The organism is Permianibacter aggregans, from assembly GCF_009756665.1.
In the GTDB taxonomy this organism is placed as follows: Bacteria; Pseudomonadota; Gammaproteobacteria; order Enterobacterales; family Permianibacteraceae; genus Permianibacter; species Permianibacter aggregans.
Window position 1 is genome coordinate 874,092 of sequence record NZ_CP037953.1, and the last position, 15,581, is coordinate 889,672.

Here is a 15,581-nt window from a genome sequence, read left to right on the forward strand (position 1 = left end):
CATTCTGCCGAGCCATGCTAAGTTGTGGCAAGTCACTTCCCTGGAGATTGCCATGCCCAAGTGGTTTATTTTCTTGTCCTTGCTGGCGCTGAGCGCTGTCACGGCAGCAGCCGAACCGGCCAAATCAGCCGAATTCACCAGCGCCGAACGAGCCGCGATTGCTGCCTATTACCAGCAGCAGCAAGCCGACCAGCAGCTTTATCAGCAATATCATCAAGGCAGTAAGCCCGCCGCCCCAGCCCAACCGCTTTCCGAAAAGCTACTGAAAAAAGGCGAGGTGCTACCTGCACCTTACTTTGCCGACGCCAAGTTGCTGCCAGCACGGCTCAGCGAGCAACTGCAAAACCCGGCAAACAGTCTAACCTTGGTAATAGGTGCCACGGTTATCCGGGTAGAACTGAATAACCAAACGATAATTGATTGGGTGCATACGAACACCCGGTGAGGGCGGTGCATGACGAGGCGGTGGTTGAGACTCGTGTTGTTGCTGGTGCCAGCGTTATTGGCCGCCGCCGAAACGCGTCCTGTTGTTCGCCTGAATACCCTGGAATGGCCACCGTACACGACCGAAGCGCTACCTGACCGCGGCCACACCACGGCCGTCGTGGAGAAGGTCTGGCAGGCGGCCGGTTTTGATCCCAAAATCCGCTTTCGTCCGTGGTCACGAACGGTGCGCGAGGCGCGCACCGGCCAGAATCAGATTGAAGGTTATTTCCCGGAATACTACGCCGAAGCGTTAACGGCGAATTTCCTGTTTTCCGATCCCATTGGCGGCGGCTGGCTTGGTCTCGCTGAACAAACCGAACGGCCCATTCGCTGGCAGCGATTGCAGGATTTAAAGCCATACACGATTGGCGTCGTCACCGACTACGTCAATACCCGCGATTTTGATGCTGCCGTCCGCGACGGTTGGCTGCGCACCGATGAGGCCAGCGACGACCAGAAAAACCTGCGCAAGCTGCTTTATGGTCGACTCGATCTGGTGGTGATTGACGAAAACGTATTTGCCTATCTGCTCAGTCACGACGCGTCGCTGTTACCGGGACGAACCCTGCTACAAATCAATCCGCAGAAACTCGAATACAAAAAACTTTACCTTTGCTTACGCAAATCCGCAGAGGCCGAGCGCAAGATGGCGAGCTTCAATCTGATGCTGCGGCAACTGCAGGATCGGGGCGAAATTCCGCTGTTCGAGTAAACCTCAACTCAGCAGCTTTCGATCTTCTTCAATCGTGCGTTGCAACCATTGCCGAAACGCGACGATTTTCGGCCGGTCAGCTGCCGCACGCGGACAAACCAAAAAATACCCCTCTTCCAACGGCAGCATTTGGTCGAATGGCCGAACCAAACGGCCTGAAGCCAAATCGTTCTGGGCCAACACCGAGTGCGCCAGCGCCACGCCCTGACCGTGCGCAGCTGCCTGCAACACCATCGCCGTGTGTGAAAACACCGGGCCGCGGTTCCAGCGCACCGACTTGGCGCCGACATAATTCAGCCAGCGTCGCCAGCCATCGAAACTTTCATCGTGCAACAGACTGTGCTGGGACAAATCGGCCGGCGTTTTCAGCGGTTTACTGCCTTTGGCAAGCTGCGGCGAACAGACCGGAAACAAAAACTCCTCAAGCAAACGCTCGACGTGCAAATCCGACCAACTGCCGTCGCCGAAATAAATCGCGACATCGACATTGTCGTCGTGAAAATTCACCTCGGCATCCGAGGCTTTCAATCGCACGTCGATTTCCGGGTGCAATTCGCTGAACCGGCTCAGGCGCGGCACCAACCACTGCACGGCAAACGTCGGCACCACCGACACCGAAAGTGGCCCGGCCGCCACCTTCGCCCGCACCCGTTCGGTGGCGTCCGCCAGCTTTTCGAACACATCACGAATGACCGGCCAATACATCTGGCCCTCGTCTGTCAAGAGCAATTCCCGGTTTTTTCGCGTGAATAATTTCACATTAAGGAAATCTTCTAATGCTTTAATCTGGTGACTGATCGCAGCCTGAGTTACATGAATCTCCTCGGCAGCCCTTGTGAAACTTAGGTTTCTAGCGGCTGCCTCAAACGCTCTCAGCGAGTTCAGCGGCGGTAATCGACGGCTCATGGACAAGGTTTCACATTAGTTTTTTTCATGTAAAGCATTATAAATCATCGTTTGAAAAGCCGTCAGCCCAACGTCAAAATGCGCGCCATCGATGAGCTGCTGCAACGCAGCAAGTCGGATGAGCTGGCTTGAACACCCAGCTTTGAACACCCGGCCCGAGGTAATCCTGATTGGACGGAATCCAGACGGGATTGGTATCGAGGTGAATCGGCGTTCGACGGAATGAACTCGTAGGGGTATGAACATGAAACAGTCTGCATTGAGCTTTGTGTGTGTAGTACTGGCTGCCCTGGCAGCCGCTCCGGCGATGGCCAAAGATTCCAGCTTTGCCCTCGACCGTGAGCAAATCGCACGTGAATGGCAGGCCGGCGCGACCAAACTGGGTCACGCATCGGTCAACCACATGAAACGTGAAGTTTTGGCCCAGGCGCTTTCGCCTGAAGTGCTGGCAGAACAAATCAAACTGGTGTTTGCCGACAGTAACGCCATGATTGAAATGCACCTGCTGGCCTTTCAGGAAAATGAGCAAGGCCGTCCCGCTCCGTAACACGAGCGGTTTCGGATGAAGTTCGAAACCTTTATCCGGCGAAGCAGTTCGCATTGACCGTTAGCATCTGATGTCGTGTTGCTGACGGGAGTTTCGGGTTTACTTCTGTCTCCTTAGCGTTGATTAGCGTGGCTGACGTGGCATCCCTCCGTAATACGCCACCTCGGCATTAACACTGCTAAACAGGAACCGCCTTGCGGTTCCTTTTTTTTTTGCCCGCGATTTTTGCCGTCGCGACGCGTTGCCGCTACAGTGCGCTTCCGACACACCGCTTTGGGAATCGCCATGCCCCTTCGCCAACTACTGCTGCTGACTTTGCTCATCTGCAGTTCATCGCTTTATGCCGAAGCACCGCATCCGGTGGTGCAGTCCTTTATCAATGCTTACAACGAACGCAACCTGACAGAAATGCTGCGCCATTGCGATGATCAGATTCGTTGGATGTGGGTGGAGCAGGACAAACTCAGCAGCGAAACCTCAGGGACAAACGCACTGGCTGAAGCCATGCAAACGCATTTCGCTGGTAGCCATCAAACGCGCTCGGCGGTGCTGAGCTGGCAGCAAAGCGGTGAATTTATCAGCGTCATCGAACAAGCCAGCTGGCCACACCAAGATCAAATCCGCCAGCAATGCAGTCTGGCGATTTACCAGTTACGCGAACAGAAAATTCTCAACGTCTGGTATTTCCCATCACATGCCTGCGATTAATTAGCGGCGATAAAAAACCGGCCTGCTGGCCGGTTTTTTGTTTAACACAGCAGTTTATCCACCCGCTGCCAGGCGCATCATTTCGGCGCATACATAGGCACCATAGGTACCGAGCACATAACCAAACACGGCCATCAATACGCCAACCGAGGCCAGCGACGGGTGGAACGCCGCAGCAACCACGGGCGCCGACGCGGCACCACCGATATTGGCCTGGCTGCCAACACAGATAAAGAATGTTGGCGCCCGAATCAGTTTGGCAACCGTCAGCAGCAAAATCGCGTGCACAGCAATCCAGATCATACCGAGGAAGAACAACTGCCAGTGCTTGATCACCGCCGTGATGTCCATATGCATGCCGACCGTGGCAATCAACACATACAAAAATGCGCTGCCGACTTTTGAGGCGCCGGCACCTTCGAGGTTTTTCGCTTTGGTGAACGACAGCAACACGCCACCGGCCGTAGCGTAAACCACCAGCCACAGGAACGTGCTATCGAGACTCCAGGCTTTCAGCTCCGGGAAATTGCTACCGAAAAAGCTGGCGGTGTGTCCGCCCAGCCAATGTGACAAGCTGGTGATACCCATGGCCAGCGCAAACATCACCATCAGATCGGCCAGCGTCGTGTCGCGGTGATGTTCTTTCTCGAACTTCTCGACGGTCTGACGCAGCTCAACAATCGAACTGTTATCAGCTTTTAACCACGCATCCATTTTCTCGGCGCGATTGATAAACAAAAACAGAATACCGACCCAGATATTGGCGACAACGATATCGACGGTGACCATGATCGAAAACAGATCGCCCGGCACGGCATAGGTTTCTTTCATCGCGGCCTGGTTGGCGGCACCACCAATCCAGCTACCGGCAACGGTACTCATGCCTCGCCACAATTCCTGACCGGCTTCGGTAAAACCGTGCTCCGGCATGACCGCGGTGAACGCCAGCATCGCCAGCGGACCACCGATAATGATGCCGGCGGTCGCCGTCAAAAACATGATCAGCGCTTTTGGCCCTAGCGCCAGCAAGCGCTGCAAATCAACACTCAGGGTCAACAACACCAGCGAGCATGGCAGCAGATAATCCTTGGCCATTTTGTACAAGCCGGACGCATTGCCATCAATGATCTGAAAGGTATTGAGCAAACTGGGCAGGAAATAGCACATAAACAGGGCGGGTACCCATTTATAGAATTTCTGCCAGAGCGGGTGCGAACTCTTCGAAGTGTAGAACACAAAGCCAAGCGTCACGGCCAACAAGCCCATGACGACGCGGTCGTCGGAAAACATCACTGCACTATTCATTGTCTGATCCGATTGGGGGAATATTGGAATGTTGATCAGGCGTCTCAAAAAAATGGCGCGTCAAACGCGCCACTCATTTCAAAATCGGCGAAACCTTACAGGGAAACGCCAACCTTGCGCAACAAAAACCCAAACACCCAGGCCGGGCCGATCATCAGGAATTGCAGATCTTTCAAGAATGAAGGCTTCTTACCTTCGATATGGTGGCCAATAAACTGGGCGATCCAGGCCAACACAAACAGTGCCGCGGCGATTTGCCACAGAGGAAAAGCCGCATGCAAATCGAGCCAGTGCGACAACCATAGGCAGCCAAAGGAGAACGCCGCCATCAACACACCGAGCGCCAGATTCAGACGTAGGTAATAGATCGCGACCAACACCATGACGAAAGCCGACCAATTGATGAACAGTGATTTCTCGGCAAACGGCATCGGAATCGCGTACAAAAAGGCGGCAACGGTGAAATAAATCACCGGCACACAAAACCAGTGAATCAATTTATTGGTAGGGTTTTGGTGACTGGCACCGTATTCGTCGAGCCATTGACCAGCAGTTTTCATCGATAACACTCCAGAAACAAAACCGAGTCATCAGACCACACAGTAGCATTTTGCGGCGGCGTCCGTCACCGATACAGCAGCATCGATGATGCGGCATCGCAACATAAATGGCGCAAGAATCTGAGCTCGCATTCATTCCGGCAAACTTTTTTCCAATCGCCTGCGACAATAGCTACAGAACCCAAACGGTGAACAACAAATGTGGTTACTGGACGATGACAAGCAGCTGATCAGCCGCGCCCTGTCCGGCTCTGAACGAGCCTGGGTGAAGCTGGTGCGGCGATACGAAAGCCGGGTCTACAACCTGGCTTACCGGATGACCGGCAGTCAGCAGGACGCGCTGGATTTGATGCAGGAGTCATTTCTGGCGGCTTTCCGCAATCTGCCGAACTACCGCCACGATGGCCCGTTTCCAGCCTGGCTGCTGCGCATCACCAGCCATCGTTCGGTCGATTTTTTGCGCCGGCGACGCGGCAATCCGCTGCACCGGGCCGAAGACGTGCAAGACCACGAACCGGCATCCGGTTCGCTGGAAAGCGATGCCGAGCATCATCAATTGCGCCGGCAATTATTAACGGTGTTGCAACGGCTACCGTTTGAGCAGCGTCAGGTTGTTGAACTGAAATTTTTTCAGGGTCTGACGTTTGAAGACATTGCCGGCCAAATCGGTATTCCGGCCAACACGGCCAAAACCCGCTTGTATGCCGCCCTGAAAACGATGCGCGGCCACAAGGAGCTTTACCATGCACTGTGATCAAATCGGTTTGCTATTGAGTGAATTTGTCGACGACCGTTTGCCGCCAGCGCAACGGGCCGAAGTGGTCGAACATCTGCGGCAGTGCCCGCACTGCCAGCAGGATGTCGAGCACTTGCAGGCACTGGCCGACATGACCGAACACTGGGTCGATGCGCCCGTGCCGAACTGGCAGCCGGTGTCACCGTTCTCGACGGCGCCGACGAAAAAGCCATGGATGTCCTGGCTGTCGTTGGCGTTCTCGGTGTCGGCGTTCGCGCTGGTATTCAGCCAGGCCAATTTACAGATGAACGACCAAGGTTTTCATTTGAGTTTCGGCCAGCCGGCAACACCAGCGCTTGATGTCGCGGCGCTGGAAAAACGCCTGGACCTGTTCGAACAACAACAGCAAATCAATGTCAGCAACCAACTGACCGCCTGGGAAATTACCCAGCAGGAATCGAATCAGAAAGTGCTGACGACGATGCTCGCTTACAGCCGCGAACAACAGCGTCGCGATCTCGCCCAGTTTGTTGACTACTGGGAAACCGTTCGCGCTGAAGATCAAGTGCAACAAGGCCAGGTATTCAACCGGCTTATCGATACCCAACAGCAAAGTCGCTCCGAGCTGCGCGCGCTCAAGGCGGCGGTGCTAACCACCACCACTCCATCGGAGGATTTATGAAAACCACTCTCACTGCCACCGTGTTGTCTGCAGCACTGCTGTCGGCCGCAGCGCAGAGCGCCAGCGCGCCGGATTATCAGGCTGTGCAGAAAGATATGGCGATTCTGCAAAACATCTTGACTACGGCCAGCCAGCCGGAAAGCAAGGATAAGCGTCGTTGGATGCATCGCGATATGGATATTCGCAGCGTTTACCTGGCCAATCAGGGCATGGTATTCACCATTGAATTGCCTGGCGCTCACTGGGGCTCGTACTTGATTGCACCGATGGCACCGTTGCCACCTATGCCCTCATCCTTTTCTTTCCAGTTTGACGGTGAAGATCATGAAGTACCGATGCCGGATGCCGAGGAATTGGAAGAAACCGTAGCCGAAGCGATGGAGGCAGCCGCTGAAGTGGCGCACGAATTCGGTTATCAGAGCCGTGGCGATGAAAAGTGGCGAGCTGAGCTAAGCGAAGTGCGTGAAGCCTTGCGTAAATCCGCCAAGGATTACCGGGAATATCAGCGTAGATTCGCGGAAGGCAATCGCAATAAAGTCTCGGAGAAAGAAAAGCAAAAGCTGCAAGAACAGTTGAATCAAGCCAAGACGACATTTGAACAATCGCGCAAGGCTTATCATGAAAAGGCCGAAAAAATGCGCGCCGAGTCCGCCAAGCAGTGGCAAGAAAAGATCACGGAAATGGAATCAACACTGCTCAATGCGCTCTGTGCCTATGCCAGCTCCACTCGTCGCCTGAGCAACAATGAAAACGTCAGCCTGATTCTGCAGAATGCCGGCCAGGGTGAAAACAAACACCGAGTCTGGGTAGTCAGCAAATCGCTGCTGGATCAATGCGTCAGCAAAATTCAGGACAATGGGTTTCTGCGCAAGTCAGCCATCAGCTACGAAAGCTAAGCGGCGAATACGTTCTCTCTTGCCGGCATCGGATACCTGCCTTTCGATGCCGGTTTTTTATTTGAATGTCATTTTGTCGGCGTAGGCAAGCATTTTTGTTCTTGGAAAATTCCAGGGTTTTGTGCGAATGAATTTGATGGTATGGACTCCTCCCATCCACGGCATCGAAGTGCCAGACTGAGATTGACGAGTCATGTCAGTCACAGAAGGAAGGAGTCCGTTATGAATATTAAGCGCATCGGAATCGACCTGGCAAAGCAGGTTTTCCAACTTCATGCGGTCAATGACCACGACAAACCAGTGATGAACAAACGCCTCAGCCGTCAACAGATGCTGCCGTTCTTCGCCAAGCTGGCCCCGACGCTGATTGGCATGGAAGCCTGTGCGGGTGCGCATTACTGGGCACGCCGGCTGACGAGCCTGGGCCATGTGGTCAAGCTGATGCCGCCGCAGTTCGTCAAACCCTATGTCAAATCCAATAAGAACGATGCCAATGACGCCGAAGCGATTTGTGAAGCGCTGTCACGACCGACGATGCGCTTTGTCACGGTCAAGCCACCGGAGCAACTGGCACTGCAAGCCTTACATCGGGTGCGTCAACGAGTAACCCGTGCCCGCACCGCGCTCATCAATGAAACCAAAGGGTTATTGGCTGAGCACGGCATTGTCATCTCGACGCATGGCGCCACGGCATTGTGTCGTCAGTTGCCGGCGATTATCGACGAACCGCGCAATGAGCTGTGTCCGTTGATGCGGCAACTGTTGCGTCAGCTTTATGACGAGCTGACGTTCATGAGTGCACAACTCGATGCCCTGACCAAGCAGGTGCTGGCTTGCGTGAAAAACGATGAACGCATTCAGCGACTGCTGGCCATCGAAGGCATTGGCCCCATCAATGCTTCGGCATTAGTTGCGCAAGTGGGTGATGCCAAACAATTTCGCAGCGGGCGACAATTTGCCGCGTATTTGGGCTTGGTGCCAACGCAACATTCGAGCGGAGGCAAAGAGCGTCTGGGACGTATCAGCAAGCGCGGAAATCCATTACTGCGAACCTTGCTGATTCACGGCGCCCGAGCGGCGGTAAATGCCAGCCGAAAAAAACACGATGCACGCAGCCTGAACATCCAGGCATTGGAGGCAAGACGCGATACCAATGTCACCACCGTCGCCGTGGCCAACAAAAACGCGCGCATCATCTGGGCGTTGTTGAGCAAAGGCCAGTGTTATCGGAAGAGCAATTAAGCGATAGGAGTTAACCCACCAGAGATTGCCAAGTCATCGAGAATGGCACAACGGTAAGACCGGCACACCATGATGCCGCTAGGTGCGACGGCCTCCTGAACAGGAAAGGCCGCGAATTCGATAGGCACGGTGTGAGCGAAAACCATTATGGCCAGAGCGATTGATACGCTCACCAACAGGTCGGATATACGTTTGCAGTCTCATTCCTTTGTCGCTTTCGACGATGGCTTGCAATAGGGGAGGAGTCCATATACGCACCTACCAGGATCGCTTTCCATATGAGCATCTGTCGCCGCAATGACCAGAGCGCCTGCCGCGCAACGATGACTACTCGTTTGTTGGCATCGGCGGCAACGCCGTCTCTCCCGGAAAATACTGCAGGCCGTCCGGCGCATAACGAATCGTGCCGGGCCCACATTGGCGCGTGAACTTCATCGTTTTGTCGGCAATATTGATTTCCACGCCGGGAAAAATCTGGCGGGTGACCACTACAACGCATTGCTTTATTTGCGCCTGCCATTGATCCATTTGTTGTTTGCGTTGCTGTTCCAATTCCGCCATTTGCGTCATGCCGTCTTGGTAGGTGGCAAGAATGCGGCTGCGTAATTCCGCATTGGCTTTGACTTGCGGTTTATCGAGCGTGGCTTTCAATGCCCGCATCGATTCCAGCTTTTCCGTCACCTCGACATCCAAGTGCGCGATGACTTGCTTGGCCTCCATCGCATCGCGATTGATGAAAACCTGCGTACGCACTTCATTCTCGTCACCAAGATAATCCGTTTTCAGCCAGGCTTTCGCGTGCGCTTCGCCGCCAACCAGCTTGCCGCGCCCGGCCCCGTCCGGCCCAACCCGAATCGCGCCTTTGCTTTCGCTATAGCAATGCAGCAGAAACTTTTCGGCGATTAAGTTGATGCCGGTGTGCAAGCGCGAGAATTGCGCGAACTGAGTCCACAGATTGGCATCGGTACTGGCTTTGGTTTTCAATTCATCGAGATTGCCGGCCAAGCCACCGGAAAGACCTTTGCCAATGACCATATCTCCGGCGCTGAATACCCGACCGGAATCGACAAAACCACCGATAAACAACGTGCCCTGCGCTTCCACTTCCATATTGCGGGCCACGTCTTTTTGCACCTGGATATTGCCCTCGAAGCGGATATTGCCCGTCGATAGATCCACTTCCTTGACGGTATAGACATCGTCCACCGCCATGCCGCGCAGCTTGCCAATTGGCAAACCGGCACGCGCCGAATACAGCGTGTCCGGCTCGCTTTCACGCACGACACTGCCGGCGTAATTCATGAAGGGCAGTTCCTTGCCCGCGGCCGGTTCAATGATTTCGCCCAAGACGTTTTTTCCGGGCACGCCAGAAGTCGCCGGCTCGCGACGCATGATGGGTACATTGGCCTCTACACTCGGTAAGTCACCAAACTCATGGAAATCGACCTTGCCGCGTTCATCGTCGCGCGGCCGCAGAATCCGGTCGGCCAGCGTCGATACCAGCGCCGTGAACTGGCTGTCGCGGCCGTGCTCTGGCTCCAATCCTTCAGCGACAATGCCGGAGGCGGAATGGCCCGGCGGCATTGCCAGCACCTTCTGAATCAGCTCATTGACGGCACTGGATTTGATGCCAAAGTTAACGCCAGCACTGCGCAAACTGGACGCGACCAGGTCAACGGAAATCGGGTAACCGCCTTGGGCGTTGGTCAGCTCCAGCGAGGCCGACATTTTGTCCTTGCTGATCAGCACCTGCACCTGGGCGTTACGGCGCTCACCTATCGTTTGCCATTCGGGATCTTTCGGCCACTTGGTCAACGCCTGTTGAATCGCCGCTTCATCGACGTAGCAGCCGTCATAGCCATTGAGTTTCAGCGCTGCCAGCACTTCCTGGCGATTCGGTTTGGCAGCAAAACCCCCGGCCAATATTTGCACCGCGGTTTGCTCGGGAAAATAACGTAATTCCACTTCGGCCATCACAGCAGTCCGATAAGTGTGATACCAATGAAGTATCGATCACGATGGCCGGGATGTCACGTGTTCGGGCTTAACGCCCAGCGTTCAACTCATCAACACGCCAATACTTGGTGCCGGCAACAATTGCCTGCAAGGCCAAACCTGCCTCGGTAAACTGAAACACGGTAATGTCCTGATCCAGGGTCGCCTTACCCCCTGCGGCGGCGCCCATCGCGCCGGCCTTGGCCGCGGCATCAGCATGACCACCAAACTCCCAACCCTTTTCGACAAAGAAATTAAAGGTGTCCTGATCGCGGAAAATCATCACTTGTTTGAAGTCCTTGACCCCTGCACCCAGGCCGACACCGACGGTGCCCATTCTCATGTAAGTGCGTTGGCCGGTGCTGCTGACCGCGACACCATATCCGCCGCCAATACTGGCCAGAATCACGTTCACTTCAGCGTTGTCAAAAACCGCATAACCGGCGGCCTGACTAATCATTGATTGTGAGCCGGGCTTTTCGTTGTAGAGATGTTGCAATGTCGCATTGGCCATCTTGTTGATTTCGGCCCGTTGTTCATTGGCACTCTGTCCCAAACTCGCGCAGCCCATTAGGCCGTAAGCGCAAAACAACAGCGTAAATGTGTGCATGATTGTGGTTTTCATTGATGGCGCTCCCTGTTCGAAAATGACCATCAAAGCCTAGCAAACGCATACTGAAGCACAGATGAACTGCCACGCGCATTGCTGAGTTTCTGTGAATATGCGTTTAATTTTTTATAAGAAAACCACAGCGACCAATCACAAATATTCGTCAATTCTACGAAGCGGAAAAATAGAACAGCAGTGACATGATGCTTATTGTCACTGCTGTTGAAAAGTTACTTGGAGACGTACACCTTGCCGTCTTTCATGACAAAATCCACTTTCATCAAGCTGCCGATATCTTTCAGCGGGTCGGCTTTGACGGCGACCAAATCAGCAAATTTTCCAGCCTTGATGCTGCCGAGTTTTTCTTGCTGACGGAGCAGTGTCGCGGCATTAATCGTTGCGGCCTGAATCGCCTCCATCGGCTTCATGCCTCCTTGCACCATCAGCACAAATTCTTCGGCATTCTGCCCATGCTTCGAAACGCCTGCATCAGTACCGAACGCAATCTTGACACCGGCTTTGTAAGCGCGAGAAAACGTATCAAGAATTTGCGGGCCGATGGTCGCGGCTTTCGGTCGGACAACGGCCGGTAAAAAACCATCCTGCTGCGCGTAACGCTCGACAGTTTTGCCGGCGAGAATGGTCGGTACATACCAGGTGCCCTGCTTTTTCATTTCGCGAATGATTTGATCGGTCATGTAAGTGCCGTGCTCAATCGAATCCACGCCGGCTTTGACCGCACGCAACATGCCTTCACTGCCATGTGCATGCACGGCGACCGCAAAGTTATAGTCTTTCGCCGTTTGCACAATGGCGGCCAATTCATCGTCCTGAAACTGGGCATTGTCGCCACTGGAGGCCAGCGACAAGACACCACCGGTTGCAGTAATTTTGATCAAATCGCTACCTTCCTTGTAGCGTTGACGCACCGCTTTACGCGCTTCGGCAACACCGTTGATCACGCCCTCTTTCGCTTCCGGATCACCCATCAGCTCCCATTTGATGCCGTTGCTCGGGTCGGCATGGCCGCCGGTGGTCGCAATCGATTTGCCGGCGGTGAAAATGCGCGGGCCGATGACCCAGCCTTTATTGATGGCATTGCGTAGACTGATGCTGACCAGATCACGGTCGCCCAAGTCGCGCACCGTCGTGAAACCGGCTTTTAATGTGCGCTCGGCATGCACCGTCGATTGCAAGGCGTAATCGGCAGGGTTCATGTAAAAACGGGCGTTATAGGAGGTGGCCGACAGCTCATCACCGGTCAAATGGGTGTGCATATCGATAAAGCCCGGCATGACGGTGTATTCACGCAAATCAATGTACTGATCAAAACCGGCTTTATCGACAAGCCCGCCTTGCACCGACTTGATGGTATTGCCAGCGATAACAATCGACTGATCTTTCAGTACCTTGCCGGATTCGCTATCAACCAAACGACCGACATGAATCAGCGTATCGGCCTGAGCCATGCTGCAAAGCAATAACAATGAAGGAACGAATAAGCGTTTCATAAACATCTTGAGTCCACGACAAAACGAAACACCGAGTGTAGTCAGCTTGTGGTAAAACGAAAACCCGATGGCAAAATGCACAGGCTTGATACATTGCCCGAAAATTGGCGAATTAGGCGAGCGCTATCCGATGTGTCATTCCCGCGTAGGCGGGAATTCAGATAGAGGCCCGGGGAAATACTGGATTCCCGCCTACGCGGGAATGACATAGTATTTTGCGACAGGAGAAACCGAGAGCCGTTCATCCCCCCTTATATCAAGCCACACCAAACACAAGGAGACGTACGATGAAACACAAAGGAAGCTGCCACTGCGGCAAGGTGGCCTTCGAAGTCGAAGGCGAAATCGACGGCGCCATGGCCTGCAACTGCTCGATCTGCCAACGCAAAGGCTCACTGCTTTGGTTCGTGCCACGCAGCCAACTGAAGCTGCTGACACCGGAAGATCAGATCAGCACCTACTCCTTCAACAAACACCAGATCAAACACCGCTTTTGCCCGACCTGCGGCATGCATCCCTACGGCGAAGGCACCGACCCGAAAGGCAATGCGATGGCGGCGATTAATATTCGTTGTCTTGAGGATATTGATTTGAAAGCAATTCCGATTCAGGATTTTGATGGGAAAAGTATTTAATGAATCATAAACAATAAAAAATCTGAGACTTCTTAACCATGACATCACGAAATCCGTATCAAACAGCGAACCAAGAGCCTAGCTTAAAACGTTCCGTTTTAGCTTATATCGACATCCTTGGATTTTCTGACATGATCAAGATGTCAACTCATCTAGAAACGCATGAAGAAGAGCTAAAAAATTTTTACAAGGCGTTAATGTCAGGAAGGCATTGGCTACAAGAAAATCAACTGACACCAACTACTCTAAGCTTATTTTCAAAGGATCTTTTCACTTTAAAAGTATTCACCGACAACATCATAGTTGGGTGGCCTGTTCATGATGATGGAGAAGCCGAGCTTGCGCAAGCTTTCTTCAGGTTGGGCGCCTTTCAGCTTCAACTGGTAAATCAAGGATACTTTTTGCGTGGCGCAATTTCAGTAGGCGACGCTTATATAGATGAGTTTGCGGTGTTTGGAAATGCACTTATTGAAGCATACGAAGGAGAGTCAAAACTAGCTAGAGATCCCAGGATAATACTTTCACCATCGGCCATTAAAATGGTAAAAAGCCATTTAAGATATTACGCGGAGGAAAGAATTGCACCGCATGTGTCTGATGTTTTGCAGGACACAGATGGGCAGTGGTTCTTGAATTACTTAGCTTGCATACTTTGGGCGGTTGATGAAGAAGGACCATTCTATGCTGAACTGGAGTTACACAAGCAGGCAGTTGAAAGAAAACTTCAGGAGTACAAGGATGCACCCTCCATATGGTCCAAATATGCTTGGGCAGCCTCATACCACAACTACTTTTGCGAATCTCATCCAGAACACTTCAACGATAAACATAAAATCGAGATTGAACTTTTTCGCAGTAAACCTCGAAAGATTGTTTCGTAAATTGTAAAACTTTTACCTGTAGGTCAGAAAAGGACTTTTAGTAAGAAATGCGATTAGGAGGAGAGGTGGATTCATCTCCTCCTTCATCGATACTTAAGAAAAAAAAGCCTTCTTCGCCGCATCCGGCACTTTCAGTCCAGACTTCTCAGCCCGCTTCAACAGCGTCCAGTAATAGCGATAGGTCGCGCGGTCATGCAGCTCGCCTTTGTGCTGGATGGGGCCCCAGTTGTTGGCTTGCGCGGCCAGCAGAATCTCGGCACCGTCTTCGATTTCGGAAAAATCTGGCTGCATCGCTTCGACAATCGCTTGAATCTGTGTTGGATAAATACTCCACTGACGCAGGAAACCAAATTCGTAGCGTGCACGTTTGGCATCACCTTTGGTTTGCTCGGCATTTTTCAGATCGAGCGTGACGTTGTGCGCTGGCACCACACCGTTCGCCAATGCTGCCGCGACCATTTCGGTTTTCGCGCGCACCAACAGTGGGTGCTCGAATTGGCCCGGTGAGCGCATGCAGCTGGCCGGAATGGCGCCGTGATGACCGGAGACGAAATCCATCATGCCAAAGTCGAGTACCTCTACCCACGGCAACGTGGCAATCTGCCAGACATCATGCAGCGCACCATGAGTTTCAATCAGGATATGCACCGGAATTTCCCGTTTGATATGCAGCTGACGACATTTGTCTTGCAGGTAGGCCACCATTTCTTCGGCCTGGCGGACGTTGGTGCTTTTCGGAATGGTGATGTAGGCAATGCGCTCGCCGGCCTGGCTCAGCAGGATGTCAATGTCCTTGCGCCAGAATTCATGGCTATAGTCATGAATGCGCACACCGGCGCGGTTGTATTTATTGGCTTCGGAGTTGATGACGCGGGCCACCATCGCGGCGTGCTCCGCTTCCTGACCGGCTTGGGCGCCGTCTTCGCAGTCGCAGGTGATGTCGAACACCGGACCGAGTTCGGCTTGCAGCGCCAGGGCTTTGTTGATCAGCTTTTCGCTACCGGCGAAATGCTCGCAACTGGCCAGTACCGGGAACGGGCGTTCGCCTTCGAACAGGGCAACATCAGGATGGACGGGCTTGCTCACAACGATCTCCTATTGACTTATTTTTTCGGTAACTTGTTTTTCGGTAATTGGGGCTTCGGCACCAGCATAGCCCGGCCTTGCCG

The 15,581-nt window shown here is 53.4% G+C and carries 17 protein-coding genes; 10 read left to right on the forward strand and 7 right to left on the reverse strand.

Going from position 1 to position 15,581, the window contains the following annotated elements; all coding sequences use genetic code 11:
• Positions 1–52 precede the first annotated feature (52 nt).
• Both E2H98_RS04045 and E2H98_RS04050 read left to right on the forward strand, forming a co-directional pair.
• Complete coding sequence (locus E2H98_RS04045) at positions 53–445, forward strand: hypothetical protein (protein ID WP_133588062.1); 393 nt, start codon at positions 53–55, stop codon at positions 443–445.
• Between the two features lie 24 nt (positions 446–469).
• Complete coding sequence (locus E2H98_RS04050; protein ID WP_157591238.1) at positions 470–1,198, forward strand: substrate-binding periplasmic protein; 729 nt, start codon at positions 470–472, stop codon at positions 1,196–1,198.
• 3 nt (positions 1,199–1,201) lie between these two features.
• On the opposite strand, the gene E2H98_RS04055 is transcribed toward E2H98_RS04050, so the two are convergent.
• Positions 1,202–2,104 carry a transcriptional regulator GcvA gene (locus E2H98_RS04055; RefSeq protein ID WP_133588066.1) on the reverse strand — a complete coding sequence of 301 codons (903 nt, stop codon included), beginning with the start codon at positions 2,102–2,104 and terminating at the stop codon, positions 1,202–1,204.
• Positions 2,105–2,348: 244 nt separating this feature from the next.
• Here E2H98_RS04055 and E2H98_RS04060 point away from each other — a divergent pair, with 244 nt between their 5' ends.
• Both E2H98_RS04060 and E2H98_RS04065 read left to right on the forward strand, forming a co-directional pair.
• A complete protein-coding gene (locus tag E2H98_RS04060) occupies positions 2,349–2,651 on the forward strand; it encodes a hypothetical protein (protein ID WP_133588068.1) in 303 nt (100 codons plus the stop codon).
• Positions 2,652–2,936: 285 nt separating this feature from the next.
• A complete protein-coding gene (locus tag E2H98_RS04065) occupies positions 2,937–3,359 on the forward strand; it encodes a nuclear transport factor 2 family protein (protein ID WP_133588071.1) in 423 nt (140 codons plus the stop codon).
• Between the two features lie 54 nt (positions 3,360–3,413).
• Here E2H98_RS04065 and E2H98_RS04070 read toward each other — a convergent pair whose 3' ends face one another.
• Together E2H98_RS04070 and E2H98_RS04075 are read right to left on the reverse strand one after the other, a co-directional pair.
• Positions 3,414–4,664 carry a DUF819 family protein gene (locus E2H98_RS04070; RefSeq protein WP_133588073.1) on the reverse strand — a complete coding sequence of 417 codons (1,251 nt, stop codon included), beginning with the start codon at positions 4,662–4,664 and terminating at the stop codon, positions 3,414–3,416.
• Between the two features lie 95 nt (positions 4,665–4,759).
• Positions 4,760–5,224 (reverse strand): Mpo1 family 2-hydroxy fatty acid dioxygenase, encoded by a 465-nt coding sequence (locus tag E2H98_RS04075; protein ID WP_133588075.1) that lies wholly within the window; start codon positions 5,222–5,224, stop codon positions 4,760–4,762.
• Positions 5,225–5,423: 199 nt separating this feature from the next.
• Between E2H98_RS04075 and E2H98_RS04080 the strand changes: the two genes are divergently transcribed.
• From E2H98_RS04080 to E2H98_RS04095, 4 genes are all read left to right on the forward strand, one after another.
• Positions 5,424–5,978: an RNA polymerase sigma factor gene (locus E2H98_RS04080; protein ID WP_133588077.1), complete on the forward strand. Its 555-nt coding sequence runs from the start codon at positions 5,424–5,426 to the stop codon at positions 5,976–5,978.
• A complete protein-coding gene (locus E2H98_RS04085; protein WP_133588080.1) occupies positions 5,968–6,642 on the forward strand; it encodes an anti-sigma factor family protein in 675 nt (224 codons plus the stop codon). The genes E2H98_RS04080 and E2H98_RS04085 overlap by 11 nt, the downstream gene beginning before the upstream one ends.
• Positions 6,639–7,538 (forward strand): hypothetical protein, encoded by a 900-nt coding sequence (locus E2H98_RS04090; protein WP_133588082.1) that lies wholly within the window; start codon positions 6,639–6,641, stop codon positions 7,536–7,538. Before E2H98_RS04085 ends, E2H98_RS04090 begins: the two co-directional genes overlap by 4 nt.
• 222 nt (positions 7,539–7,760) lie before the next feature.
• Positions 7,761–8,780 carry an IS110 family RNA-guided transposase gene (locus tag E2H98_RS04095; protein ID WP_157591239.1) on the forward strand — a complete coding sequence of 340 codons (1,020 nt, stop codon included), beginning with the start codon at positions 7,761–7,763 and terminating at the stop codon, positions 8,778–8,780.
• Between the two features lie 327 nt (positions 8,781–9,107).
• Here the strand turns inward: E2H98_RS04095 and E2H98_RS04100 are convergent, their stop codons facing one another.
• The 3 genes from E2H98_RS04100 to E2H98_RS04110 all read right to left on the reverse strand — a co-directional run bounded on the left by E2H98_RS04100 (position 9,108) and on the right by E2H98_RS04110 (position 12,896).
• Complete coding sequence (locus E2H98_RS04100) at positions 9,108–10,754, reverse strand: DUF342 domain-containing protein (protein WP_133593814.1); 1,647 nt, start codon at positions 10,752–10,754, stop codon at positions 9,108–9,110.
• Between the two features lie 70 nt (positions 10,755–10,824).
• Entirely contained in the window at positions 10,825–11,400 is a 576-nt protein-coding gene (locus E2H98_RS04105; RefSeq protein WP_133593813.1) for a lipid-binding SYLF domain-containing protein, read from the reverse strand.
• Positions 11,401–11,615: 215 nt separating this feature from the next.
• On the reverse strand, positions 11,616–12,896 hold the full coding sequence (locus E2H98_RS04110) for a metal-dependent hydrolase family protein (RefSeq protein ID WP_133593811.1): 1,281 nt from the start codon (positions 12,894–12,896) through the stop codon (positions 11,616–11,618).
• Between the two features lie 287 nt (positions 12,897–13,183).
• Between E2H98_RS04110 and E2H98_RS04115 the strand changes: the two genes are divergently transcribed.
• Positions 13,184–13,531: a GFA family protein gene (locus tag E2H98_RS04115; protein WP_133593809.1), complete on the forward strand. Its 348-nt coding sequence runs from the start codon at positions 13,184–13,186 to the stop codon at positions 13,529–13,531.
• A gap of 38 nt (positions 13,532–13,569) precedes the next feature.
• On the forward strand, positions 13,570–14,412 hold the full coding sequence (locus E2H98_RS04120) for a hypothetical protein (RefSeq protein WP_162848233.1): 843 nt from the start codon (positions 13,570–13,572) through the stop codon (positions 14,410–14,412).
• Positions 14,413–14,505: 93 nt separating this feature from the next.
• Here E2H98_RS04120 and E2H98_RS04125 read toward each other — a convergent pair whose 3' ends face one another.
• Entirely contained in the window at positions 14,506–15,498 is a 993-nt protein-coding gene (locus E2H98_RS04125; protein WP_133593805.1) for an HpcH/HpaI aldolase/citrate lyase family protein, read from the reverse strand.
• Between the last annotated feature and the right edge of the window lie 83 nt (positions 15,499–15,581).

Coding starts and splice junctions, on each gene's coding strand:
- E2H98_RS04045 (WP_133588062.1), top strand. CDS start 53: ATGCCCAAGTGGTTTATTTTCTTGTCCTTGCTGGCGCTGAGCGCTGTC.
- E2H98_RS04055 (WP_133588066.1), bottom strand. CDS start 2,104: ATGAGCCGTCGATTACCGCCGCTGAACTCGCTGAGAGCGTTTGAGGCA.
- E2H98_RS04060 (WP_133588068.1), top strand. CDS start 2,349: ATGAAACAGTCTGCATTGAGCTTTGTGTGTGTAGTACTGGCTGCCCTG.
- E2H98_RS04065 (WP_133588071.1), top strand. CDS start 2,937: ATGCCCCTTCGCCAACTACTGCTGCTGACTTTGCTCATCTGCAGTTCA.
- E2H98_RS04070 (WP_133588073.1), bottom strand. CDS start 4,664: ATGAATAGTGCAGTGATGTTTTCCGACGACCGCGTCGTCATGGGCTTG.
- E2H98_RS04075 (WP_133588075.1), bottom strand. CDS start 5,224: ATGAAAACTGCTGGTCAATGGCTCGACGAATACGGTGCCAGTCACCAA.
- E2H98_RS04080 (WP_133588077.1), top strand. CDS start 5,424: ATGTGGTTACTGGACGATGACAAGCAGCTGATCAGCCGCGCCCTGTCC.
- E2H98_RS04085 (WP_133588080.1), top strand. CDS start 5,968: ATGCACTGTGATCAAATCGGTTTGCTATTGAGTGAATTTGTCGACGAC.
- E2H98_RS04090 (WP_133588082.1), top strand. CDS start 6,639: ATGAAAACCACTCTCACTGCCACCGTGTTGTCTGCAGCACTGCTGTCG.
- E2H98_RS04095 (WP_157591239.1), top strand. CDS start 7,761: ATGAATATTAAGCGCATCGGAATCGACCTGGCAAAGCAGGTTTTCCAA.
- E2H98_RS04100 (WP_133593814.1), bottom strand. CDS start 10,754: ATGGCCGAAGTGGAATTACGTTATTTTCCCGAGCAAACCGCGGTGCAA.
- E2H98_RS04105 (WP_133593813.1), bottom strand. CDS start 11,400: ATGAAAACCACAATCATGCACACATTTACGCTGTTGTTTTGCGCTTAC.
- E2H98_RS04110 (WP_133593811.1), bottom strand. CDS start 12,896: ATGAAACGCTTATTCGTTCCTTCATTGTTATTGCTTTGCAGCATGGCT.
- E2H98_RS04115 (WP_133593809.1), top strand. CDS start 13,184: ATGAAACACAAAGGAAGCTGCCACTGCGGCAAGGTGGCCTTCGAAGTC.
- E2H98_RS04120 (WP_162848233.1), top strand. CDS start 13,570: ATGACATCACGAAATCCGTATCAAACAGCGAACCAAGAGCCTAGCTTA.